Below are 15,708 nucleotides of genomic sequence, written 5' to 3'. Positions count from 1 at the left end.
AGCCCATCGACACAACCGGCCTAGCGAGGCATAGGCAGGGCTCATGTCCCTCCTCGCCCGAACCTCCATCGTCTCGGCGGCAACCCTCGCGTCCCGCGTTATGGGCTTTGCGCGGGATGCGGCCACGGCCGCCGTGCTCGGCGTCGGGCCGGTGGCAGATGCGCTGGCGGCGGCCATGGCGCTGCCATTGCTGGCGCGCCGGCTGCTGGCCGAGGGCGCCTTCAACCTCGCCTTCATTCCGGCGCTCGCCCGGACGACGAACGAAGCCGCGGGAACGGGCGATGAAGCGGCTGGCCGGCTCGCGGGCGCGACCCTGCTGCTGCTCTGCGGTCTCCTCCTCGCGTTCGCGGCTATCGTCGCACTCTTCATGCCGCAGGTGATCGGCCTGATGGCGCCGGGCTTCGAGGCGGGCGGGCAGCGGGCGGATGTCGCCATTCTCTGCGGTCGGGTGGTGGTTCTCTATATCCCGCTAGCCGGGCTCGCAGCGATTTTCGGCGGCATCGCCAATGCCGCCCATCGCGTGCTGCTGCCGGCATTGGCTCCCGCAGCGGCCAATGTCACGGTGCTCGCGGTCATCGGCGTTTTGCTCGCCAAGGGGCTGATGGAAAGCGACACCGCCGCCTTCGCCATCGCGGCAGCGCAGGTGGGGGCGGGCTGCGCTCAATTTGCCATCATGAGGTTGGCTGCAAGGGGCTGTTCGGCGCAGCCGCTGTTCCGCGTTCTGACGGCTCGCGATCTCCGGGCGGCGCTCGGTGTGCTTCGGGCGGCGTCGCCCGCCTTGCTGTTTGCCGGGCTGAGCCAGCTTCGCTTCATCATCGTGGTCGCAGCCGTGTCCGCCAGCCCTGGCGCCGCCGCCGCCCTGAACTATGCCCAGCGGCTGATGGACCTCCCCCTGGGCCTCGTCGGTGCGAGCGCGGGGGCGGTCCTCGTGCCGGCCTTGCTCCGGCGCGGGAGAGCCGAGGCTGCGGACGATGCCGGCCGGGCGGTGCTGGCGGCGCTTGCCTTCGCTTTGCCGGCGGCGGTCGGGCTTGCGGTCCTGGCCGAGCCCATCGTCGTCACACTCTTCCAGCGGGGGAGCTTCGACAGCGAAGACGCCCGCTTGACGGCCGTGCTGCTGGCCGTCCTCTCGTTCTCGCTGCCGGCGCAGGGGCTGGAGCGCATCCTCTCGGCCGCCGCCTCCACGTCCGGACAGATCAAGGCGGCGGAGCGAATCGCGCTCGGCTCGCTGCTGCTGTGCATGGTCGCCGCTGCCGGGCTCGGAACGGTCGGCGGCCCCTTGATCGCGGCGGGGGCTGTGGCGCTGTCCGCTGCGGCATCGATTCTGGCCTTGGGGGGCATCCTCATCGCCCGCGGCGCGTTGCGCTTCTCGACGCCGACGCTGCTCTCGGCCGCCGGCCTCGCGGCGGCGAGCCTCGCCATGGGGGCCGGGGTCGGCGCGCTCGCAGCAACGTGGCCCGTGCCGGAGGGGACGCTGGCGGGCATCCTGCGGCTGGTCGGGCTCGTCTCCAGCGGCGGTGTCATCTACGGCGCCGGTGCGCTCGTGGTGAAGACGGCCGTCTCGAAGGCCTGGACGGGCCGCATCTGAGCCGGGCAGCAGCGTTGCGGGCCGTGCCCTTGCGCCGTGCCGCCCCAGGTGGCATGACGCGCCGCATTCACTTTTGCGGGCCGTTGCCCGTGTTCAGGTCGAGCGGCGCGCCGCTCTTTGGGGAGTTCGCCATGGCGGCGGTCGCAGAACGCGTATTTTCCGGCGTGCAGCCCACGGGCAACCTGCATCTCGGCAATTATCTCGGCGCCATCAAGCGCTTCGTGGAACTGCAGAAGAGCCACGAGTGCATCTATTGCGTGGTCGACCTCCACGCCATCACCGTCTGGCAGGACCCGGAAGAGCTGAAGCGCCACACCCGCGAGGTGACGGCTGCCTTCATCGCCTGCGGCATCGATCCCAAGGCCCACATCGTCTTCAACCAGAGCCAGGTGTCCGGCCACGCCGAACTCGCCTGGGTGTTCAACTGCGTCGCCCGCATGGGCTGGCTGAACCGCATGACGCAGTTCAAGGAGAAGGCCGGCAAGGACCGCGAGAACGCCTCCGTGGGCCTCTTCGCCTATCCGACCCTGATGGCTGCCGACATCCTGCTCTATCGCGCCACCCACGTGCCGGTCGGCGACGACCAGAAGCAGCACCTGGAACTGACGCGCGACATCGCCCAGAAGTTCAACACGGACTTCGCCCCCTCCATCGCCTCCAATGGCCATGGCGAGGGCTACTTCCCCATCACCGAGCCGCTCATCGCCGGCCCGGCGACGCGGGTGATGAGCCTGCGCGACGGCTCCAAGAAGATGTCGAAGTCGGAGGCCTCGGACTTCTCCCGCATCAACCTCACCGACGATGCCGACGCCATCGCCGGCAAGGTGCGCAGGGCGAAGACCGATCCGGAGCCGTTGCCCTCGGAGGAAGAGGGGCTGAAGGGGCGCCCGGAAGCGGACAACCTCGTCGGCATCTTCGCGGCCCTGTCCGACACCACCAAGGCGCAGGTGCTGGCGGATTACGGCAACGCCCAGTTCTCGGCCTTCAAGGCCGCGCTGGTGGATCTGGCCGTGGCGAAGCTCGGCCCCATCGGCACCGAGATGCAGCGTCTGATGGCCGATCCGACTGCGATCGATGCCATTCTCATCGACGGCGCCGACCGTGCCCGGGTGATCGCCGACCAGACCATCCGCGACGTGAAGGACATCGTCGGCATGGTGCGCTGACAGGGCCGCCGGCGCGGCCTTGCCCGCGCCGGATGCGGCGCCTAAGTGTGGGGAATGTTGCCCGCCGACGAGGAGGCCGTGATGCCGCAGATGAACGCCACGGTCGATCCGGAAGAGGTCTCCCGCTTCGAGGCGCTCGGCGCCCAATGGTGGGACGTGAAGGGCAAGATGGCGCCCTTGCACGCCATGAATCCGGCGCGCCTCGCCTTCCTGCGTGACACGCTGGTGCGGCATTTCTCCCGTGATGCCCGTGCGCTGCGCCCGCTGAAGGGCCTCTCCCTCCTCGACATCGGCTGCGGCGGGGGCCTGCTCAGCGAGCCCTTGTCCCGCATGGGCGCCGATGTGACGGGCATCGACCCGGCTCCCGGCAATGTGGACATCGCGCGCGCCCACGCCGCGCAATCGGGCCTCACCGTGACCTACGAGGCCGAGACCGCCGAGGCACTGGCCGAGCGCGGCGCCCGCTTCGATGTGGTGGTGGCGCTGGAGGTGGTGGAGCATGTGGCCGATGTCGGCCTGTTCGTGCGCACCGCCGGGCGTCTGGTGGCGGACGGCGGCGTGCTGGCGCTCTCCACCTTGAACCGCACGCCCAAGAGCTTCGCCCTCGCCATCGTCGGTGCCGAATACGTCCTGCGCTGGCTGGCGCCCGGTACCCATCGCTGGGAGAAGTTCGTGACGCCGGAAGAGCTGGAGGCGACGCTCGCTTCAGCCGGCTTTGCCGCTCGGGAGAAGGTGGGCCTCGCCTACGAGCCCTTCTCCGGGGATTTCCGCCTGACCGAGGATCTCTCGGTGAACTATTTCATGGTGGCGGAGCGCGAGGTCTAGGCCTCAGTTCCGATCTTCCGGCAGCACGGGCAGGGGGAACACCTCCACCTCATCCTCGCGCAGGGCCTTCACCTCTTCCACAGTCGCCTCGCCACGGATGGGGCGATGCTCGATCTCTCCGTCATGCATTTTGCGGGCGAGGTCGGCGAAGCTGTCACCGACATCATCCGAGTTGGCGACGATATGGTCGCGCAGCTGGCGGATCAGCGTGCGCAACTCGCTGTCGGGCCGCGCCATCATCGCCACGGGCGTCGCCTCGGCGGAAGGCGCTTCGGCAGCCGCACCAGCGTCGGGCCCGCTTGCGGGTGCGCCCACAGGCTCCCTGTCCGGCATCCCCTTGTCGGTGCGCGCCACGGAGGGGGCCATCACGGCCTTCTCGACCTTGGCTGAATTGCAGGTGGGGCAGGTGACGAGGCCGCGTGCACGCTGGGTGTCGTAGCTGGTGGAGGAGGGGAACCAGCTCTCGAATTCGTGGCCGTCGTCGCACTTGAGTGTGTAGCGGATCATGAGGAGGCACGCACCACGTGGAGGTGGCCGATCTGCCCCGGCTCGGCGATCTCGAACCGGCGGCCGTTGGTGAGAGACGGCACGCGCGCCCGTGCCGCGGCGACTTCCGCCATGTCGATCTCGGCGAGGATGACGCCGGGGTCGGTCCCGCCCTCGGCGATGACGCGGCCCCAGGGGTCGACCACCAACGAATGACCATAGGTGTCGCGGCCATTCTCGTGCCGTCCACCCTGTGCGGCGGCCAGGACATAGGCGCCGTTCTCGATGGCGCGGGCGCGCAGCAGAATGTGCCAGTGGGCCTCCCCGGTGGGCCGGGTGAAGGCCGACGGCACAGTGAGCACCTTGGCGCCGCCTTCGGCGAGCGCCCGATAGAGCGAGGGGAAGCGCAGGTCGTAGCAGATGGTCATGCCGAGGCGGATACCGTCCACATCGGTCAGCACGGCACGCTCGCCCGGCCGGTAGGCGTTCGACTCGCGGTAGCTCTCGCCATTGCCGAGGTCCACGTCGAACATGTGGATCTTGTCGTAGCGGCCGGTGATCTCGCCGTCGGGGTCGATGACGAAGCCGCGGTTCACGGCCTTCGCATCGGAAACCTTCAGGGCGAGGGAGCCGATATGGAGCGTGATGCCCAGTTCGCGCGCCAGCTGGCGCAGGGCGGCGAGGGTGGCGTCGTTGCCTTCTTCCTGGAGCTTCTCGAACAGGACCTTGCGATCCAGCTCCATGATGTTGGTCACTTCCGGCGTCTGGACATAGCGCGCGCCGTCCCGGGCCGCCTCGCGGATGAGTGCGGCCGCGGCATCGAGGTTTGCCGCCGGTTCGCGGCCGCTTCGCAGCTGGATCAGGCCCACGCGGAGGGTCTTGCCGGTGCGCGCTTCGGGCGCGGATTTGGCCGGGGTCGGTTCCGAGGTGGTCATGGGGCTTGCTCTTTCGCTGCCGCCGGAGCCTGGATCGCCGTTTCGCGCCCGGCGCGGCGCGATCTTCGACAGATAGGCTCTTCCCGGCGGGAATGCACGGGGCGCGCCGGTCGCACGCCCCGTGCAGGGGTCAGGCTGCGAGGGCGTCCAGCCGGCCGGCGTCCTCCAGAGCGTAGAGGTCGTCGCAGCCGCCCACGTGGGTCTCGCCAATGAAGATCTGCGGTACGGACGTGCGGCCATTGGCGCGGCGGATCATCTCCTGCTGGCCTTCGGCGTCGGTGGTCACGTCGATCTCGGTGAAGGTCAAGCCTTTGCGCCGCAGCAATTCCTTGGCGGAATGGCAATAGGGGCACCAGCTCTTGGTATAGATTTCGATGGGCTTCATGATGTCACGACAGGTGGGACGGCGCGGGGGCGCGCCGTCACGAAAGCGTCGCATCATAAGGGGTCAGCCGAATTCGACAACCCGCGCAAACGTGAGCGCATCGACACCGGCGGCACCGGCGCGGCGGAGCACCTGCGCACAGGCGTCGAGCGTCGCGCCGGTCGTGTACACGTCATCGACCAGAAGCACGCGACGGCCCTCGATGCGATGCGTCGCGCCATGCGGCACTGCAAAAGCGCCAGCAACATTCGCCCGCCGCGCGTTGCGCCCCAGCGCGGTCTGCGACGGCGTCCGGCGGCGCCGCACCAGCGCGCCGGCCTCGACGGGCAGGGCCGTGGCAGCCGCCACATGCCGGGCGAGGAGGGCCGCCTGATTGAACTTGCGCCGCCACAGCCGGATCGGATGGAGCGGCACCGGCACGATGATCTCGGCTGAGCCCGTAAGATCGGTGCCGGCCTGCAGCATCAGCCGCGCCATGGGCGCTGCGAGATCAAGGCGGTCGGCATATTTCAGCTTGTGCACGAGGCCGCGGGCGACGTCATCGAAGGTGACGGCCGCACGGGCGCGATCATAGGCCGGAGGATCGGCGAGCGCCTCGGCCGAGAGCCAGCCATCGCCGAACACGCGGTCTGGATCATGGCTGAACGGCGCGCCGGTCCGCTCGCAATAGGGCCGGCTAATGAAGGAGAGCTTGCCCCAGCACGGCCCGCACAATCCCCCCGCTGCGCCGGTGATGCTGCCGCAGGCGATGCAGGTGGGCGGCAGGGCGAGGCCAAGAAGAGCGGAACCGAAGCCGCGCGCCACGGCGCCGGCCCGGCCGATCCGCTCAGAAATGCCCCCTGCCGAAAGCCCCATGGTCGTCCCCCAGATCGATCTTCCGTCCGGGGGCGGAGCCTGTAAAGCCGCGCCCTTGCTCAGCGCGGCGTGAAGGCCCGCAGCAGCAGGGCGTTGGCGATGACGCTGACGGACGAGAGCGCCATGGCCGCAGCCGCCACCATGGGCGACAGGAGCAGGCCGAGGCTGGGATAAAGCACGCCGGCCGCAATGGGCACGCCCGCCGCATTGTAGAGGAAGGCGAACAGCAGGTTGCGCCGGATGTTCGCCATGGTGGCGCGCGACAGGGCGCGGGCGTGGGCGATGCCGGCCAGGTCGCCCTTGAGCAGGGTAATGCCCGCGCTCTCCATGGCGATATCGGTGCCCGTGCCCATGGCGATGCCCACGTCCGCGACGGCAAGAGCCGGGGCGTCGTTCACCCCGTCGCCGGCCATGGCCACCACGTGTCCCTCCTTGCGCAGGCGCTCGACCACCTCGGCCTTGCGGGCAGGCAGAACTTCTGCCTCCACCTCGACGATACCGAGGCGCTTGGCCACGGCGAGGGCCGTGGTGCGGTTGTCGCCGGTGAGCATGACCACGCGCACGCCGTCCTGCTGCAGCCGCTTCAGCGCGGCCTCGGTCGTGTCCTTCACCGGATCGGCGATGGCCACGAGGCCGGCGGCCTTGCCATCGATGGCCACGAACACCGCCGTCGCCCCCTCGCGGCGGAAGCTCTCGGCCATGGCTGTCTGATGGTCGGTGTGGACACTGATTTCGCTCATGAAGGCGGCATGGCCCACGGCGATCGTGTGGCCTTCCACCTGTCCGACGATGCCCTTGCCCGCCGGGCTGTCAACACCGGACGGTTCGGATGTGACCAGCTCGCGCGCCGCAGCCTCATGCACGATGGCAGCGCCGAGGGGATGCTCGCTCGCCCGCTCCAGCGCGGCGGCGAGGCGCAGCACTTCATCCTCGCTGCGGCCGTTGAAGGCACGCACGGCGATGACCTTGGGCTTGCCGACGGTAAGGGTGCCGGTCTTGTCCACCACCACCACGTCCACCTTCTCCATGCGCTCCAGCGCCTCGGCGTTGCGCACCAGCACGCCGAGCTGGGCGCCGCGGCCGACGCCGACCATCACCGACATGGGGGTGGCGAGGCCGAGGGCGCAGGGGCAGGCGATGATGAGCACACTCACCGCAGCCATCAGCGCGAAGGTCAGCCGGGGCTCGGGGCCGACCGCCATCCACACCGCAAAGGCGACGACGGCGGCGGCGAACACCAGCGGCACGAACCAGCCGGAGACCTGATCCGCCAGCCGCTGGATCGGCGCGCGCGACCGCTGCGCTTGCGCCACCATCTGCACGATCTGTGAGAGGAGGGTTTCGCGGCCGACCTTCTCCGCCTTCATGGTGAAGACGCCGGAGGCGTTGACCGTGCCGCCGATGACCTTCTCGCCGGGCTCCCGGCTGACGGGGAGCGACTCGCCCGTGACGAGGCTTTCGTCCACCACGGCGCGGCCATCCGCCACCGTGCCGTCCACCGGCACCTTTTCGCCGGGGCGCACGCGGAGCAGGTCGCCGGGCGCGACGAGGCCGAGGTCGATGGTCTCGTCCGTGCCGTCGGCGCAGATGCGCAGGGCGGTCTTGGGGGCGAGGGAGAGGAGGGCCTTGATGGCACTGGAGGTCTGCTCGCGGGCGCGCAGCTCCAGCACCTGACCGAGGGCCACGAGCACGGTGATGACCGCCGCCGCCTCGAAATAGACGGGCACGCCGCCGCCATGGGCGTGGAAATCATGCGGGAACAGGCCGGGCGCGAAGGTGCCGACCAGCGAATAGAGATAGGCCACCCCCGTGCCCATGGCGATGAGGGTGAACATGTTGAGATGCCGCGTCTTCAGCGACAGCCAGCCGCGCTGGAGGAACGGCCATCCCACCCAGAGCACCACGGGCGTGGCGAGGGCGAACTGGACGTAGTTCGAGATCTGTTGCGGCAGCGGCGACCAGCCGAAAAGGTGGCTCCCCATTTCCAGCACGAAGACGGGCAGGGTGAGGGCGAGGCCGATCCAGAAACGGCGGGTCATGTCCACCAACTCGTGGTTCGGCCCCTCGTCGAGGGTGACGACCTCCGGCTCCAGCGCCATGCCGCAGATGGGGCAGATGCCGGGGCCGATCTGCCGGATCTCCGGGTCCATGGGGCAGGTGTAGATGGTGCCGGCCGGGACTTCGGCGGGCGGCGGCGGCGCGCTGCCGCCCACGTAGCGTACGGGGTCGGCCTTGAACTTGGTCTCGCAGGAGGACGAGCAGAAGAAATAGGGCTTCTTCTCGTGCCGGGCCGAGTATTTGGCCGTGCCGGGCGACACCATCATGCCGCACACCGGGTCTTTCACCGGCGCGAGATAGGTCTCCGGCGCCGCCTCGAACTTGGTCTTGCAGCCGTTGCAGCAGAAGAAATAGGTGCGCCCCTCATGCTCGGTCGTGGGCTTGCCGGCCGCCGGGTCGGTCTTCACGTCCATGCCGCAGACAGGATCCTTCACCGTCTCTGGCAAGGCCGGCTTGGCCACCGCCGACAAGTCGAGAGGGGGCGGTGCCTTGCCACCGCAGCAATCGCCGCCGTGCGAGGAATGGTCGTGTGACGAGTGGTCCTGTGCCATGGCGGCTCCGCAAATCCGGCTGCCAGCGTTAGGCCGCATCGGGGCAGGTGGCCTTGCGCTGGCTCATGTTCAAGGCGTCAATAAACCCCCTGGGGGTATCCTCTCTTGTCCAATATACCCATAGGGGGTATATGGCAAGCCATGCGCAGCCCGACCAAAGAGCAAGTCCAGAAGCGCCTGAGCCGCATCGAGGGCCAGGTGCGCGGCCTCTCCCGCATGGTGGAGGAGGACCGCTATTGCATCGACATCATCACCCAGCTCTCCGCCGTCCGCGCCGCCTTGCGGCGGGTGGAGGAGGAGGTGCTGAAGGATCATGTGGGGCATTGCGTCGAGCATGCCATCCGCTCGGGCGATGCGGAGGACCAGCGTCGCAAGGTGGCGGAGCTGATGGAGGTGATCGTCCGCAGTGAGCGGTGAGGGGAGGGGCTCAGGCCCGCTCGATAAACGTCAGCTCGCTCTCGTCATAGGCGCGCCGCTCGATCTCGCGGAAGCCGTCCGGCGTCACGAACAGGCCGGTGCGCTCCTCGATGATAAGCAGTGCATCCGCGGTGAGCCAGCCGCCATCAACCGCCGCGGCGATCGCCTGTTCGGCGAGGCCCTTTCCATAGGGCGGATCGCAGAAAACGAGGCCGTAGGGCTCGCCCGGCCCCATTTCGCCGAGCCGGATGGCGTCGCGGCGGAACACCTTGGTGACGCCGGTGAGGCCGAGGGCCTCCACATTGTCGCGGATGAGCCCCCGCGCCTCCGCGGCCTCCTCCACGAACAAAGCGAAGCGCGCGCCGCGCGACACGGCCTCGATTCCGAGCGCCCCGGTGCCGGCGAACAGGTCGAGCACGCGCGCGCCGTCGCACGGATCGCCATAGGCGTGGGCGAGCATGTTGAACAGGCTCTCGCGCAGCCGGTCGGAGGTGGGGCGCGTGAGGCTGGAGGACGGGCCTTTCAGAGCCCGTCCCTTGAGGCGGCCACCCACGATGCGCATGGGTCAGACGTTCCCGTCAGCGCTTGCCGCGCGGACCGCCGGGCTTGCCGGGGCCGGAGCGCCCCGCGCCGGGCTTGCCAGCGGGTTTGCCACCCGCAGGACGACCGCCGGGCTTCCCAAATCCCTTGCCGGGACCCTTCGCGCCGAAGCCGCCGGGCTTGCTCCCCGGTCGGCCCGCCGGCTTTCCGCCGCCCGGACGATCCTCGAACGAACGGGTGCGGCCGGCCGGCTTGTCGCCATAGCTGCGCTCGCGCGGCGGCCTGTCCCCGAAATCGCCGCGACCTTCCGGCCGGGGCCGGGCACGGGCGGGGCGCTCGCCCTCTGTCCGCTCGCCGCTGAAGCTGCGGCCGCGAGCGGGCTTGTCGGCATAGTCGCCGCGTCCCTCCGGGCGGGGCCGGGCACGGGCGGGACGCTCGCCCTCTGTCCGCTCTCCGCCGAAACTGCGGCCGCGGGCGGGCTTGTCGCCGTAGTCGCCGCCGCGTCCTTCCGGCCGGGGCCGGGCGCGGGCCAGGCGCTCGCCCTCGGGCCGGTCGCCACCGAAGCTGCGGCTGCGGGTCGGCCTGTCACCGAAATCGCCGCCACGTCCCTCGGGGCGGGAGCGAAACGGACGGTCACCCTGGGGGCGATCGCCTTCGCGGCGGGGGCCGGAGCGCTTGAAGCCGCCGTCATCCTCATAGCGGCGCGGCCGCTCGTCGCCGCCGCCGGAGCGGGTGGGGCGGCGGCGGAAATCTTCCTTCTCCTCGCGCGGGCCGCGTCCACGCGGCGCGTCATCGCGGAAGGAGGGGCGACCCTCGCGGCGCGGCCGCTCGGCGGCTCCTTCGTCCCGGCTGCGACGGAAGGGGCGGCCCTCGCCTTCGCCTGCCGCCGGACGGGCGCGGCGCGGCGCCTCGTCCTTCGGCGCGCGGACACGCTCGACCTTCACGGAGCGGCCCTTGCGGTCGGCGACGGTGCCCACGCGCTCGGTGCCGTGCTCCTCGCTGGCGCGGCGGCGCACGCGCGGCGCGGCGGGGCGGATGACATCCTCAACCGGCGCGTCGAACTCCTCCCGCTCGCGGCTGGCGCGGCGAGATGGCACTTTCAGCCCGCCGGCCTTGTCGGCCTCGGCCTGCCGGCGTCCCGCGGGACGGTAGGCGGGACGCACGGGGATTTCTTCAATCTCCCGCTCCACCAACAGACCGGTGAAATCCGCGCCGGCGGCAGTGGCAAGGTCAGCTCCGATCTGGTCGCGCAGCACGCGGGTGCGCACTTCCTCGACGCTGCCCTCGGGGATCTCGCCCAGCTGGAACGGACCGTAGGAGACGCGGATCAGTCGGTTCACCGCGAGGCCGAGCGCGCCGAGCACGTTGCGGATCTCGCGGTTCTTGCCCTCGCGGAGCGAGACCGTGATCCAGGCATTGGCGCCCTGCACACGGTCGAGCTCAGCCTCGATGGGGCCGTACTCCACGCCATCCACGGTGATGCCCTTGATGAGCGTGTCGAGCTTGGCCTGATCGATCTCGCCGTTGGCGCGCACGCGGTAGCGGCGGAGCCATCCGGTCTCGGGCAATTCCAGCACGCGCGCGAGGCCGCCGTCATTGGTGAGCAGCAGCAGGCCCTCGGAATTGAGGTCCAGCCGGCCCACGCTGACGAGGCGCGGCAGGCCCTTGGGCAGGATCTCGAACAGCGTCGTGCGGCCTTCCGGGTCGCGGTTGGTGGTCACGACGCCCTTGGGCTTGTGGTAAAGGAAGAGGCGGGTGCGCTCCCGCTCGGGGAGAGGCTCCCCGTCGATGGTGATGGCGTCAGCGGGCGTGACGGTGACGGCAGGGCTGGTGAGCACCTCGCCGTTGACCGCCACGCGGCCGGCCTCGATCCATTCCTCGATCTCGCGGCGCGAGCCGAGGCCGGCGCGGGCGACGACCTTGGCGACGCGCTCTGCCTCCTTCTGAGGGGCGGCGGGGAGTTCGCGCTTCTGGCGCGGAACGCGGTTCTTGTCCTTGCGGGGCGGTGATGTGCGCGGCATGAGGGGGAGTTAGCACAGCGCAGGCTGCGCGGCGAGCGCGGCGATGGGCTGGGCGAGATCAGGGGCGGTTAAAGGCACCATGTCGGGAACCTTCATGCAGATGGCGCTCAACGAAGCGCGCGCGGCAGCCGAGCGGGGCGAGGTTCCGGTCGGCGCGGTTCTCGTGCGCGGGTCGGAGGTTGTCGCCCGCAACGGCAACCGCACGCGCGAGCTGAACGATCCCACCGCCCATGCGGAAATGCTGGTGGTCCGCGCGGCGGGCGCGCAGCTCAAGACCGAACGTCTGATGAACTGCGACCTCTACGTGACGCTGGAACCCTGCGCCATGTGCGCGGCGGCGCTGTCCTTCGCGCGCATCCGCCGGCTCTATTTCGGCGCACCCGACCCCAAGGGGGGCGCCGTGGAGCACGGCCCCCGCTTTTTCTCCCAGCCCACCTGCCACCACGCGCCGGAAGTCTATGGCGGCATCGCCGAGCGGCAGGCGGCCGAGGTGCTGCGGGCGTTCTTCCAGGAACGCCGGTAGTCGGTCTACGGCCGTCCCTGCGCCAGGAACGGCATGGCCACATCGAGCATCGCCTTCGGGGCTTCCTCCGCCACGAAGTGGCCGGCCTCGATGGCCTGTCCTTCCACCTGCGGGGCAAACGCCTTCCAGGCCTCCAGCGGGCTGGCGCCCCGGCTCGGGATGCCGGCGGCGCCCCACAGCGCGAGCGTCGGGCAGGAGAGGGTTCGGCCGGCGGCGATGTCCGCCTCGTCATGGGCGAGGTCGATGGTGGCCCCGGCCCGGTAATCCTCGCACAGGGCGTGCAGCCGGTCGGGCGAGGAAATCGCTGCGCGATAGGCCGCCATGGCGCGCGGATCGAAGGCCGAAAGGTCCTTGTGCGCCGTCCAGCTCGCCATGGTCCAGTCGAGGAACCATGCGGGATTGCCACCCACCAGCTTCTCGGGAAGGGGCTTCGGCTGGGCCAGCATCGCCCAGTGATAGACCTGCAGCGCCCGCGCCCGGTCCATACGATGCCACATCACGTAGGTGGGCACGATGTCGAGCAGCACCAGCCGGTCGAGACGGCCCGGATGGTCCAGCCCCAGCCGGTAGGCGGCCCGCGCGCCGCGGTCATGGCCCATGACGGAGAAATGGGCGAAGCCGAGGCTTTCCATCACCTCCACCATGGCGGCTGCCATGGCGCGCTTGGAATAGGGAAAATGATCGGCTCCGCCCTCCGGCGCCGCGCTCCAGCCGTAGCCGGGCAAATCGGGAATGATGAGGGTGTGCTGCTCGGCGAGCTTGGGTGCCACGCGATGCCACATCACGTGGCTCTGGGGGAAACCGTGGAGCAGGAGCAGGGGAGCACCCGTTCCCCCCTGCCGCAGGAAGATGCGGCCGGCCTTCGTATCCACGTAGTGCGAGGCAAATCCGGGAAACAGATCAGACAGATCGGACACATGAACCTCCCTCTCGCCGTCCCGTGGGCCGGGGCGGCCGGAATTGCGGACAGCTCTTCAAGACGGGACTAAGGCGGCGGGTTCCGGGATCAGTCGAACACCTTGTCGGCCGCAGTGATGAGACCGAGGCTCGGCGAGGACGCGCAGAATCCGGCAAGTTTTTCGGCATTCTTCACGAACTTGTCCGTGTCGATCACCGGCGGCGCGTCGTCGTCCTTGTAGTAGGCATCGAGCCACGTAAGGATGATGGTGATCGTATCCTTGTCCGCCTGCAGGAACTGCTGGCAGGTCATGGTCGAAAGATCCCATTTCTCTGCCGCCGCCGGGCTCAGGCCCGCAAACAGGACGATTGCACCAACACCAAGACGTTTCAGCATTGCGCCCTCCCATGATGCTGCGGCCGTTTCGGCCTGCGCCGGTATGATGCGCCGGGGAACGGAGCGGCACCAGCCGGAGGCCGGCTCCCCGGCCAAGCACGTTCGCGCGAGGCCGTCAGCGCGCGTCGAGCACGGCGGCGCAGGCGTCGGGCAGATCGGCGAGGGTGAGGGGCGGCTTGGGCTTGGAGGGTTCCTTCTCCGGCTTGGGGTGCAGCACGGCGTCGGTGAACCACCAATCCAGCTCCGATCCGCAGCCATCCCCCGTCGGCGGGGCCTCCTGCGGCCGGCAGTCGGGGCTGGAGGCCGGGCAGGTGAGGCGGATGTGCATGTGGTAGTCGTGCCCCCAATAGGGCCGCACCTTGGCGAGGAAGGACCGGTCGCCCGTCGCCTCCCGGCACAGCGCCTTCTTGATGGCGGCATTGACGAAAATGCGCTCCACCCGCGGCTCGACGGCGGCGGCGCGGATCACCTTCCAGGTGTCCGGCCGCCAGTTGGCGGGATCGATGTCCTTGCGGTCGGCGCGGACCATCATGGAGGCGGACAGCTTTTCGCGCTCCTCGCGGGTGAGTTCGCGGCCGGGGCTGGGCGTCAGCCAGATGTCGGCGTCGAGGCCGATCTGGTGGGAGGCATGGCCGGTGAGCATGGGGCCGCCGCGCGGCTGGGCCATGTCGCCGACGAGAATGCCTTGCCAGCCAGACACTTGCGGCACCTTCGCCGAGAAGCGTTCCAGGAAGGCGACGAGGTCCGGATGGCCCCAGTTGCGGTTGCGGGACAGGCGCATGACCTGCCAGTTCGGACCGTTGACGGGCAACGCCTGGGCGCCGGCGAGGCAGCCCTTGGAATAGAAACCGATGCTGCGCGCGGCCATGGGGGCGGGCTGGGCGGCGCGGCCGAACAGCTCCTTGGCCGGCACCGGGGCTGCGGGGTTGTTCTGGGCGTACGCGGCGGTGCCGAGGAGGGCGAGGATTGCCGCGGCGGCGAGCCGACGCATCAGCTCGTAACCTTTTGTGCCATCACGACGAATCCGCCGTCGCTCCGGGTGCCGGGGTGGGCGGGCAGGTCGGTGAGGAACAAGGTCGTGCCCGGCGTCACCAGAGCGGCCACCTGCTTGTTGATGGAGGGATCGACGCTGATCCGGGCCAGCGCATCCTGCGCCAGGCCGGCCACGACGCCGTTCCCCTCATAGGAGACGGCGCTCCAGCGGGGCGCGGCTCCGTCCTTGCTCATGAGCACATAGACGAGGTTTCCCAAGGGGTTCTGCGGATCGCGGATGCTCACGGGACCCTGCACTGCGGTCTGTGCGCCCTTGAGGACGGTGATGGAGCTGTCGGCCCGGCTCACCACCATGGAGACGGGCTCCGGGGCGGCGGTGGCATCCTGGGGGGCGCCCTCGCCGGTGGCGGAGGTCGCGAGCTGCTGCTCCAGACCCTCGCTCATGATAAGTCCCGGATGCAAAACATCTTCTGGCGCCGAATGGCGGTCGGCGATGATGACCGGGGTGCCCAGATGGGTGATGCCGAAGACCAGCTTGGAGAAGGCCAGCGGCAGGTGCACGCAGCCGTGGGAGGAGGGGTATCCGGGGAGGCCGCCCGCGTGCAGCGCCACGCCCGACCACGTCAGGCGCTCCGTGTAAGGCATTGATGCGTCGTTATAAAGCGAGGAATGGTGGTCCACGTCCTTGCCCAGGATCGTAAATACCCCGGTAGGGGTTTCGTGCCCGTCCTTGCCAGTCGAGACCGTGGACGCCCCTATCCGGACACCGTTTCGGTAGACGAAGCAGAGCTGGTCGGACAAATTCACCACGATGGCCACGAAGCCGTCGGGCGAGCGCTCGGGATACCAGACGTAAGTGCCTGGTTTCAGGGCTTTAATTTCCGCAAGGTCGGGATCGTCGGCGGCGATGGCGGGCAGCAGGGAGTCCGCCACAAGGGCGCCGGCGAGGGTCGCGGCGAGCTTCAGGGTTCCGCGGCGGGAGAGGCTGAACGGGACGGCCATCGGCGATTCACCCCAGGTTTCCGAATCGGGTTTCACCACGTTTTCGCCCGGGGTTCGGGGCCTGTCCAATGG

At 69.6% G+C, this 15,708-nt stretch carries 16 protein-coding genes; 5 read left to right on the top strand and 11 right to left on the bottom strand.

Annotated features, from left to right (window positions below):
- The first annotated feature begins 43 nt into the window (after positions 1–43).
- The 3 genes from murJ to ubiG all read left to right on the top strand — a co-directional run bounded on the left by murJ (position 44) and on the right by ubiG (position 3,576).
- Positions 44–1,585, top strand: a complete 1,542-nt coding sequence (murJ, locus tag V5F74_RS03445; RefSeq protein ID WP_394006283.1) for a murein biosynthesis integral membrane protein MurJ — start codon at positions 44–46, stop codon at positions 1,583–1,585.
- Between the two features lie 131 nt (positions 1,586–1,716).
- The gene (trpS, locus tag V5F74_RS03440) at positions 1,717–2,751 is read left to right on the top strand and encodes a tryptophan--tRNA ligase (RefSeq protein WP_029557889.1); all 1,035 of its coding nucleotides are present in this window, start codon (positions 1,717–1,719) and stop codon (positions 2,749–2,751) included.
- 81 nt (positions 2,752–2,832) lie between these two features.
- Positions 2,833–3,576 (top strand): bifunctional 2-polyprenyl-6-hydroxyphenol methylase/3-demethylubiquinol 3-O-methyltransferase UbiG, encoded by a 744-nt coding sequence (gene ubiG / locus V5F74_RS03435; RefSeq protein ID WP_394006281.1) that lies wholly within the window; start codon positions 2,833–2,835, stop codon positions 3,574–3,576.
- Between the two features lie 3 nt (positions 3,577–3,579).
- On the opposite strand, the gene V5F74_RS03430 is transcribed toward ubiG, so the two are convergent.
- The 5 genes from V5F74_RS03430 to V5F74_RS03410 all read right to left on the bottom strand — a co-directional run bounded on the left by V5F74_RS03430 (position 3,580) and on the right by V5F74_RS03410 (position 8,846).
- Positions 3,580–4,083: a DUF1178 family protein gene (locus V5F74_RS03430; protein WP_024279720.1), complete on the bottom strand. Its 504-nt coding sequence runs from the start codon at positions 4,081–4,083 to the stop codon at positions 3,580–3,582.
- Positions 4,080–4,997 (bottom strand): carbon-nitrogen hydrolase family protein, encoded by a 918-nt coding sequence (locus tag V5F74_RS03425; RefSeq protein WP_250166704.1) that lies wholly within the window; start codon positions 4,995–4,997, stop codon positions 4,080–4,082. Before V5F74_RS03425 ends, V5F74_RS03430 begins: the two co-directional genes overlap by 4 nt.
- Positions 4,998–5,127: 130 nt before the next feature.
- The gene (gene grxC, locus V5F74_RS03420; RefSeq protein WP_024279718.1) at positions 5,128–5,382 is read right to left on the bottom strand and encodes a glutaredoxin 3; all 255 of its coding nucleotides are present in this window, start codon (positions 5,380–5,382) and stop codon (positions 5,128–5,130) included.
- A gap of 63 nt (positions 5,383–5,445) precedes the next feature.
- Positions 5,446–6,237, bottom strand: coding sequence for a ComF family protein (locus tag V5F74_RS03415; protein WP_394006278.1), 792 nt, complete (start codon positions 6,235–6,237; stop codon positions 5,446–5,448).
- Positions 6,238–6,296: 59 nt separating this feature from the next.
- Positions 6,297–8,846 (bottom strand): heavy metal translocating P-type ATPase, encoded by a 2,550-nt coding sequence (locus V5F74_RS03410; RefSeq protein ID WP_394006276.1) that lies wholly within the window; start codon positions 8,844–8,846, stop codon positions 6,297–6,299.
- Positions 8,847–8,987: 141 nt separating this feature from the next.
- Between V5F74_RS03410 and V5F74_RS03405 the strand changes: the two genes are divergently transcribed.
- Positions 8,988–9,263, top strand: a complete 276-nt coding sequence (locus V5F74_RS03405; RefSeq protein WP_024279715.1) for a metal-sensitive transcriptional regulator — start codon at positions 8,988–8,990, stop codon at positions 9,261–9,263.
- 10 nt (positions 9,264–9,273) lie between these two features.
- Here the strand turns inward: V5F74_RS03405 and rsmD are convergent, their stop codons facing one another.
- Positions 9,274–9,825 (bottom strand): 16S rRNA (guanine(966)-N(2))-methyltransferase RsmD, encoded by a 552-nt coding sequence (rsmD, locus tag V5F74_RS03400; protein ID WP_029557895.1) that lies wholly within the window; start codon positions 9,823–9,825, stop codon positions 9,274–9,276.
- Between the two features lie 16 nt (positions 9,826–9,841).
- Positions 9,842–11,824, bottom strand: a complete 1,983-nt coding sequence (locus tag V5F74_RS03395) for a pseudouridine synthase (protein WP_029557896.1) — start codon at positions 11,822–11,824, stop codon at positions 9,842–9,844.
- 79 nt (positions 11,825–11,903) lie between these two features.
- Between V5F74_RS03395 and V5F74_RS03390 the strand changes: the two genes are divergently transcribed.
- Positions 11,904–12,347, top strand: a complete 444-nt coding sequence (locus V5F74_RS03390) for a nucleoside deaminase (RefSeq protein ID WP_024279712.1) — start codon at positions 11,904–11,906, stop codon at positions 12,345–12,347.
- Positions 12,348–12,352: 5 nt separating this feature from the next.
- On the opposite strand, the gene V5F74_RS03385 is transcribed toward V5F74_RS03390, so the two are convergent.
- The 4 genes from V5F74_RS03385 to V5F74_RS03370 all read right to left on the bottom strand — a co-directional run bounded on the left by V5F74_RS03385 (position 12,353) and on the right by V5F74_RS03370 (position 15,636).
- Entirely contained in the window at positions 12,353–13,264 is a 912-nt protein-coding gene (locus tag V5F74_RS03385) for an alpha/beta fold hydrolase (protein ID WP_029557897.1), read from the bottom strand.
- A gap of 89 nt (positions 13,265–13,353) precedes the next feature.
- Positions 13,354–13,641: an HdeA/HdeB family chaperone gene (locus V5F74_RS03380; RefSeq protein WP_156026371.1), complete on the bottom strand. Its 288-nt coding sequence runs from the start codon at positions 13,639–13,641 to the stop codon at positions 13,354–13,356.
- Between the two features lie 115 nt (positions 13,642–13,756).
- On the bottom strand, positions 13,757–14,632 hold the full coding sequence (mepA, locus tag V5F74_RS03375) for a penicillin-insensitive murein endopeptidase (protein ID WP_029557899.1): 876 nt from the start codon (positions 14,630–14,632) through the stop codon (positions 13,757–13,759).
- Positions 14,632–15,636, bottom strand: coding sequence for a L,D-transpeptidase (locus V5F74_RS03370; protein WP_394006272.1), 1,005 nt, complete (start codon positions 15,634–15,636; stop codon positions 14,632–14,634). Before V5F74_RS03370 ends, mepA begins: the two co-directional genes overlap by 1 nt.
- Positions 15,637–15,708 lie beyond the last annotated feature (72 nt).

The organism is Xanthobacter aminoxidans, from assembly GCF_043193615.1.
In the GTDB taxonomy this organism is placed as follows: Bacteria; Pseudomonadota; Alphaproteobacteria; order Rhizobiales; family Xanthobacteraceae; genus Xanthobacter; species Xanthobacter aminoxidans.
This window is presented reverse-complemented; position numbering and strand designations above follow the sequence as displayed.